Below are 7,557 nucleotides of genomic sequence, written 5' to 3'. Positions count from 1 at the left end.
CTAAGGGACTTATACATACCATAAAAGAGTCGTAGACTCGACTCATATTAAAGTGCTGGACTTTAGTTGCTACAATACGTTTCATCCCTAAGGGATTTATACAAAGCATAGAGATGTTAGGCTTGGTATGTGTTTTTTTTCAACGGATTAAAATCCGTTGCTACCATATGAGCCGTCCCTAAGGGACTTATACATACCATAAAAGAGTCGTAGACTCGACTCATATTATAGAGCTGGACTTTAGTCCAGTTGCTACCATATGAGCCGTCCCTAAGGGACTTATACATAACATAAAAGAGTCGTAGACTCGACTCATATTATAGAGCTGGACTTTAGTCCAGTTTGTGGTATATCATAATCAAAAGAGAGCCGTAGGCTTGGTTCATATCAAATCTTCAAAAGTATATCTTTCATCAAATGAAATTTCGAATTTGTTTAGAAAATCTAAATATTCATCTCTGAAATTTTGTTTTTTATGATGTTGTTCTTGATTTTCGATGTATTTATAAACAGCATGTATTTGGGAATGACTGTACGAGAAAACGCCATAACCTTCTTGCCATTCAAATCTTGAAGAAGTAAAACTATGATCATTTATGTATTTAGAAGATTTTCCTTTTACTGTTTTCATTAATTCTGAAATTGAAACGGTTGGTTTTAGCCCTATAAAACAATGTACATGGTCTTCGACACCGTTAACAATAATTGTTTTGCAGCCTGTTTCATTTATCAAATTACCCATAACACCAAATAATGTTGATTTCCATTCATTGTTAATAACAGCTTTACGATATTTTACTGCGAAAACAAATTGGAGGTAAACTTGATGATAGGTATTTGCCATGATTAAAATATAAATGATTAAAAACATGCATTCTAAACCAACAGATTTGAATCTGTTGACCATAAAACATTTATTATTTTATTTTTAAAAAAACCAACTTGCTACAAAAATCGCCGTAACCACACAAATTAAATCAACCCATAGCATGATTGGTAACGCATAACGAGTGTTTTTAATGTTTACAGATCCAAAGTAAACTGCAATGACATAGAACGTACTTTCGGCACTACATTGAAAAATACTACTCAAACGTCCAGTCATAGAATCGGCACCAAAAGTATTCATCGAATCAATCAAAAATCCACGAGATCCAGCAGAACTAAAAGGTCTTAGTAAGGCTACGGGTAGAGCATCGGTAATTTGTTTATTCACACCCATATTAGAAAAAATAAAAGCAATCCAGTTGCTGATAATTTCAAACAAGCCGCTGTTTCTAAATAACGAAATCGCTACTAACATTCCCAAAACATAAGGAAAAATGATCACTCCCGTTTTAACACCATTATTCGCTCCAACCACAAATGTTTCATAAACAGTTGTATTGGCATCGGCAAATTTCTTCTCTTTAACCATGGATAAAATTAAAGTATACGCAATAATCGCAATTAATATCAAGGCAGAAAGATTAGAGGTGAAATAATTTTTACCTATTAAATCCAAGTGATTTACATATAACAACAAACCAATAATGGCAGCAATTAATGTAATTAATGCAACTACCAAAGAAGCGCTTTTGAAATTGATTTTTTGTTTTATTCCCACAATCAAGAAAGCAGCAATCGTACCAATAAAAGAGGTAATAATACACGGCAACATCACATCAGCAGGATTGCTGGCATTGGCTGCGGCACGATACCCAATGATTGAAGTTGCTATCAACGTAAGTCCAGATGCATGTAAACACATAAACATAATTTGGGCATCACTGGCTTGGTCTTTATCGGGGTTTATTTCTTGTAAACTTTGCATGGCCTTTAAACCAAACGGTGTTGCAGCCGAATCTAATCCCAAGAAATTGGCAGCAAAGTTCATGGTCATATAGGAAATCGACGGGTGGTTTTTCGGAATACTCGGAAACACTTTTACGAAGACAGGACTCAAAACTACTGCTAATTTTTCAGTAGCTCCTGAAATGATTAAAAGCTCCATCAATCCGCAGAAGAAGGCTAAATAAGCAATCAAAGGCAACACTAAATCGACTAAAGTGTATTTACAGGTTGGCAAAAGACCATCTGCTTTTTGAATTCCACTGAAGATTTTCACCGTTTTGTTTGAATAGACATAAGTGGTATCAGGATTCGTTAGATCACGATTCACAATCATGGCTTTATCTGCTTTCAACTGGATGCTATCCCTAACAAAAACAGGAACTTCGTCTATATATTTTTCAGATACTAAAATAGGGTCTCCTTTTTGTCCATTTAAAACAAAATCAATCGTGTAACTGTTTCCTGAAAACAATGTAAAAACAACAAATACAATTGAGGCAATGAAAATTGCCAACCAAAATCTACTTAATACCATAATTTATAATTTTTGTAAATGTAATAAATAATTCAACATTTAACCCAGACAGGGTTTGGAACCCTATCAAGGTTAAATGCTTTATCACACATGAATAATCTCTTCTTCAATCAATAACTCTTCTCTTCGTAATCTCAAGAAAATCTGCGCCACGGCAATGGTGTCTTTTTCGCAATAAGTCACAATACGGTCGATGTCTTTATCAACATAATAAACATGACCTACTTGGCTACCATCGATATCTCCTTTTGGAGAAGGGATTCCGAGGATTTTACACATTAGCTTTAAAGAAGTATAATGTTTGTAATCACCAAATTTCCATAACTCTAAAGTATCTAGATGCGGAATTTCCCAAGGTTTTTTTCCAAATAAATTTAGCTTATTAGGGATTTCAATATTATTGATAATCATGCGTCTTGCCATAAACGGAATATCAAATTCCTTAGCGTTATGACCACACAATACATGTTGGGGCTGATTGAAATGATTGTTTACTAAATTATTGAAATCATTCAAAATCTTTTTTTCTTCTCCAAAAAATGATGTCACTCTAAAATTCCGAATGTCGTTTTTATTGGCAAAAAAACCAACGGAGATACAAACAATTTTTCCAAACTCAGCCCAAATACCGGCGCGGTCGTAAAATTCCTCCGCAGTGTAATCGTCTTTGCGTTGGTATTGTGTTTTTTGTTCGTACAACGATTTCATTTCGTCATCTAATGAGTTGAAATCTTCGGTTTCAGGAACCGTTTCTATGTCAAGAAAGAGAATGTTATTCAGGTTTATTTTTTCTATCATTTTTCAATCAGGTTGTTGAAACGAATATAAGAAAATTATTTACTAATTATTAGAACAAAAGGGATTGTTGTTGCGAAGGACATTCGTGTTCTAACAACCATTTTTTTCGCCACAACCCTCCAGCATAACCTGTAAGTGAACCATCAGTCCCGATGACTCTGTGACAAGGAACAACAATCCACAACGGGTTTTTTCCATTGGCGGAAGCCACAGCACGAATGGCTTTGACATCGCCTAGTTTTTTAGATAAGTCCAGATAGCTCATGGTTTTTCCATGAGGAATTTCGATTAAGGCTTGCCATACTTTTTTTTGGAAATCCGTTCCTTTGGGATTAAGTTTAAAATTAAAATCCGTTCTATTTCCTTTAAAATAGTCTTGAAGTTGTGTAACTGCTTCTTGTAAAACAAATGGAATTTGTTGCGATTCTTCACCTTCATCAACAATTGATATTTTGGCAATACCAGTTTCATCACCCATTATAGTTGCCATTCCTAAAGGTGTTTTAAAATGGGTAGTTTCCATAAAACGGATTAATTTGAATGAATTAGTAGTTTAGGTTTGAGTTTTCTGGGGTTATTGCATTTTATATCCAAAATAAGGCATAAGTTCCTCGTTGAATACCACGCCATGGGTTTCTAATTCTTTTAGGATGGGTTCGTATACTTCTTTACGAATAGGAAGTTGTACTCCTGGATTGGTGATTTTTTTATTAAGGATGAGTAGGCTGGCAATCGCTACGGGAAGACCAACGGTTTTAGCCATAGCGGTATAGGTCTGATCTTCGCCAATGCAAACCATTTTAGAATCGATTTGTTGTTTTTTGCCGTTGAGTTCAAAACCAAATTTATGATACATCACAATCATGTCTTTATCACTAGGTTCGAGTGTCCAACTATCGGTAAGTATTTTTTCGAGGATTTGGGCTGGTGTAGCATTTTTGAGTGCTACCTTTTTGGTACGGCTGAACAAGTCTAGTTCAACGAGTTTGTCCCACATAATATCATCTTGATCGATTTTTAAAATCAATCGCATTTTAATTTCGACCGAATCAGTAGGGTGGTAGGGCAGGAAAGAATTGACATACTGGCGGTAAGTCATGTTTTCGGAGTTTTCCATGGTGTAGCTATCATCAGTCATACCGAGTTGTACAAACATATGCCAAGCTTTAGAAAATCCCACACGACGAATAGTGCCTCGGTACAAAGTTAATGCCTCGTCAAGTCCGTATACGGAACGGTATTTTAACGAATCTCGGTTGGGGTAGGCTTCAAATTTCCCGTAACCTTCAACGGCTAGAAACTCGGTTCGACGAAACAAATTGCAATACGGAATGTATTTGTAAGCGCCCTCTTGGATGAACTTGGCAGAACCTCCTTGACCTGCCAAAACCACATTACGTGGTGCCCAAGTAAATTTGTAATTCCATAAATTTGTGTCCGATTCAGGAGCAACAAGACCGCCACAAAAAGATTCAAACAACAGCATTTTTCCGCCTTTTTCTCGTACTTCATCAATCACTTTCATGGCACTCATGTGATCAATGCCAGGGTCAAGCCCAATCTCGTTCATAAAAATAAGATTCTTGGCTTTCACTTCAGTATCCAAAGCTTGCATTTCGTCACTAATGTACGAAGCGGTAACGAGATTTTTTTTATACGAAAGACAATCTCGAGCAATTTCAATATGCAAATGTGCGGGTAACATCGAGATGATAATGTCTGCTTGCTGAATCACTTTTTTTCGCTGACTTTCGTCAAAAATATCCAAAGCAATTGCTGTAGCGTTGGGATGGTTTAAGGTCTTTTTTTGGGCTAATGCCAATGATAAATCTCCAATCACAAGATGTAATTTCTCCTGATCCGATTTTTCTAATAAATACCGAATTAAAGAAGAAGCGGATCGACCTGCGCCAATGATTAAGATCGTTCTATTGTGAGATTGAGTCATAGAAGTTGCCTTTTAAACAAAAATACAAAATAAGTTTTGGTTTAACCACAAAGCAATCTAGGGGATTTTGGTTTAACCACAAAGTACACTAAGAAAGCACGAACGTCACTAATATTTTAAATAGTGATATTATTTTTCATAGTGTCTTAGCATCTTAGCGGTAAAAAAAAGATACTTTTGTAATTCAAAAAAAATCATGATGGATAAAAAGATAACGGCTACAGGTGCATTGATGGGAATGGTAGCAATAATTTTGGGGGCATTTGGCGCTCATGCTTTAAAGAAAATTTTAACTCCTGAATTGCTGGCTACTTTTGAAACAGGTGTACGATACCAAATGTATCAAGCATTTTTTTTGTTGCTTTTGCCAACATTTAAAATACTGACCGAAAAGACTAAAAAAACTGTTTTTTATCTTGTAGTTATCGGTGTGATTTTATTCTCAGGATCGATTTATGGACTGGCGACTAATTACTTAACGCCTTTTGATTTTAAGACTATTGGTTTTATAACTCCTATAGGTGGATTGTTAATTATCATTGGTTGGGGGATGGTATTTTTAAATTATTTTAAGAGTAAACACTAAGTCTTTTGCCTATAAAACCCTACCTTTAGTATATGATTTTTCACTGTTAAAAAGGTACTTTTTATGAGCAACAACACAATCAAACAGATTCCTAATCTTGACGAAATAGGAATTATAAACGCCAAAATAAAATATCAATTATCTGCCGATGAATTGCATCAAAAAACCCTTGCTTTAGGTCAAGGAGTTGAAAGCGCTTCAGGTGCATTAGTCATCAATACCGGAACTTTTTCTGGACGGTCGCCTAAAGATCGTTTTATTGTTAAAGATGCCATTACTGAAAATGAAGTTTGGTGGGGAGATGTTAATATCCCTTTTGACCCCAATGATTTTGATGCTTTATATAAAAAACTAACGGCTTATTTATCGAATAAAGAAATATATGTTCGGGATGGGTATGTATGCGCAGAACCTAAATACCGTTTGAACGTTAGAGTTATAACTGAAACGCCATGGGCAAATCTCTTTTGTCACAATATGTTTTTGCGACTCAAGGAGGAAGAATTAGAACATTTTGAGTCTGATTGGACTGTAATTTGCGCACCTAGTTTTTTGGCTGATCCTAAAACAGATAAAACCCGTCAAGGCAATTTTGCTATTTTAAATTTTTCTCGAAAAATTGCGATGATTGGTGGAACAGGTTATACTGGCGAAATGAAAAAAGGCATTTTCTCAGCCTTAAATTTTATGTTACCCGTAAATGAAGAGATACTTTCGATGCATTGCAGTGCCAATGTTGGAGCCGATAACGAGACGGCAATTTTCTTTGGTTTATCGGGAACGGGAAAAACAACACTTTCAGCAGACCCGAAACGGAAATTGATTGGTGATGACGAACATGGTTGGACGAAAGAAAATACGGTTTTTAACTTTGAAGGAGGTTGTTATGCCAAAGTCGTCCATCTATCTGAAGAAAATGAACCTGATATTTTTAGAGCGGTAAGAAAAGGAGCTTTGGTCGAAAATGTTGTGTTTAAAAAAGGCACGAACGAAATTGATTATAGTGATATTTCCATTTCTCCTAATACACGTGTGAGTTATCCTATTGAACATATTGACAACATTCAGCCGGGATTAATAGGACGTAATCCTAAAAATATATTCTTTTTAACGGCGGATTCTTTTGGAATTTTGCCTCCCATTGCTCGATTGACTCCTGGGCAAGCAGCCTATCATTTTATCTCAGGATATACCGCTAAAATAGCGGGTACTGAAGCTGGAATTACAGAGCCGCAACCTAATTTTTCGGCTTGTTTTGGTGCGCCTTTTATGCCTTTGCATCCTACACGTTATGCGGAGATGCTGAGTCAGAAAATAAAAGAAGACGATGCCACCGTTTGGTTGATCAATACGGGTTGGACAGGTGGCGCATACGGTACGGGAAACCGAATGAAATTAAAATACACTCGTGCCATGATTGATGCAGCTTTGAATGGGGAGTTAAATCAGGTGGAGTATCAAAACCATGCTGTATTTGGAATAGCCATTCCTCAATCTTGTCCTAATGTGCCTAGTGAAATTCTAAATCCTAAGAATACTTGGAGTGATAAAGAATTATATGATGTGAAGGCGGTGGAATTAGCTCGAAAATTTCAAGCTAATTTTGAAGACTTTGCGGATTATGCTAATGCGGAGATTTTAGCGGGTGCTCCTAAAATATAATTCATAAAAAAAAGTCTTAAAGTTGAATAGTAACTTTAAGACTTTTAACGGTTCAAAATTTTACATTTTACTCAAAATTTCTTTTTTGAAAGTGTCGTATTCTCCTTGAAGAATCAGTCCGTTGTCGAGGAGTTTTTTGTAATTCTGAAGTTTTTCAAAAAGTTCGTCTTGTGACAATTCGTTTAATGATTTGTC

General features: G+C 35.8%; 7 protein-coding genes and 1 pseudogene. 2 read left to right on the top strand and 6 right to left on the bottom strand.

The window, feature by feature from the left end:
- Window positions 1-382 precede the first annotated feature (382 nt).
- From tnpA to WBQ70_RS09365, 5 genes are all read right to left on the bottom strand, one after another.
- Complete coding sequence (tnpA, locus tag WBQ70_RS09385; RefSeq protein ID WP_423913303.1) at window positions 383-844, bottom strand: IS200/IS605 family transposase; 462 nt, start codon at window positions 842-844, stop codon at window positions 383-385.
- 84 nt (window positions 845-928) lie between these two features.
- A complete protein-coding gene (locus WBQ70_RS09380) occupies window positions 929-2,368 on the bottom strand; it encodes a nucleoside recognition domain-containing protein (protein WP_423913300.1) in 1,440 nt (479 codons plus the stop codon).
- Between the two features lie 84 nt (window positions 2,369-2,452).
- A complete protein-coding gene (locus WBQ70_RS09375; protein ID WP_423913298.1) occupies window positions 2,453-3,166 on the bottom strand; it encodes a 3'-5' exonuclease in 714 nt (237 codons plus the stop codon).
- Between the two features lie 49 nt (window positions 3,167-3,215).
- A complete protein-coding gene (locus WBQ70_RS09370) occupies window positions 3,216-3,689 on the bottom strand; it encodes a methylated-DNA--[protein]-cysteine S-methyltransferase (protein WP_423913295.1) in 474 nt (157 codons plus the stop codon).
- A 51-nt stretch (window positions 3,690-3,740) separates the two neighbouring features.
- Entirely contained in the window at window positions 3,741-5,114 is a 1,374-nt protein-coding gene (locus WBQ70_RS09365; RefSeq protein WP_423913292.1) for a saccharopine dehydrogenase family protein, read from the bottom strand.
- A gap of 196 nt (window positions 5,115-5,310) precedes the next feature.
- Between WBQ70_RS09365 and WBQ70_RS09360 the strand changes: the two genes are divergently transcribed.
- Together WBQ70_RS09360 and pckA are read left to right on the top strand one after the other, a co-directional pair.
- On the top strand, window positions 5,311-5,700 hold the full coding sequence (locus WBQ70_RS09360; protein ID WP_423913289.1) for a DUF423 domain-containing protein: 390 nt from the start codon (window positions 5,311-5,313) through the stop codon (window positions 5,698-5,700).
- A gap of 63 nt (window positions 5,701-5,763) precedes the next feature.
- A complete protein-coding gene (gene pckA / locus WBQ70_RS09355) occupies window positions 5,764-7,362 on the top strand; it encodes a phosphoenolpyruvate carboxykinase (ATP) (RefSeq protein ID WP_423913288.1) in 1,599 nt (532 codons plus the stop codon).
- Between the two features lie 60 nt (window positions 7,363-7,422).
- On the opposite strand, the pseudogene WBQ70_RS09350 reads toward pckA, so the two are convergent.
- Window positions 7,423-7,557 (bottom strand): annotated as a pseudogene (locus tag WBQ70_RS09350) (PH domain-containing protein); the annotation flags it as partial.

Source organism: Flavobacterium sp., assembly GCF_049590715.1.
Lineage (GTDB): Bacteria > Bacteroidota > Bacteroidia > Flavobacteriales > Flavobacteriaceae > Flavobacterium.
This window is presented reverse-complemented; position numbering and strand designations above follow the sequence as displayed.

Excerpts from the sequence above, each read along its gene's own strand:
- tnpA (WP_423913303.1), bottom strand. The coding sequence starts at position 844 with ATGGCAAATACCTATCATCAAGTTTACCTCCAATTTGTTTTCGCAGTA.
- WBQ70_RS09380 (WP_423913300.1), bottom strand. The coding sequence starts at position 2,368 with ATGGTATTAAGTAGATTTTGGTTGGCAATTTTCATTGCCTCAATTGTA.
- WBQ70_RS09375 (WP_423913298.1), bottom strand. The coding sequence starts at position 3,166 with ATGATAGAAAAAATAAACCTGAATAACATTCTCTTTCTTGACATAGAA.
- WBQ70_RS09370 (WP_423913295.1), bottom strand. The coding sequence starts at position 3,689 with ATGGAAACTACCCATTTTAAAACACCTTTAGGAATGGCAACTATAATG.
- WBQ70_RS09365 (WP_423913292.1), bottom strand. The coding sequence starts at position 5,114 with ATGACTCAATCTCACAATAGAACGATCTTAATCATTGGCGCAGGTCGA.
- WBQ70_RS09360 (WP_423913289.1), top strand. The coding sequence starts at position 5,311 with ATGATGGATAAAAAGATAACGGCTACAGGTGCATTGATGGGAATGGTA.
- pckA (WP_423913288.1), top strand. The coding sequence starts at position 5,764 with ATGAGCAACAACACAATCAAACAGATTCCTAATCTTGACGAAATAGGA.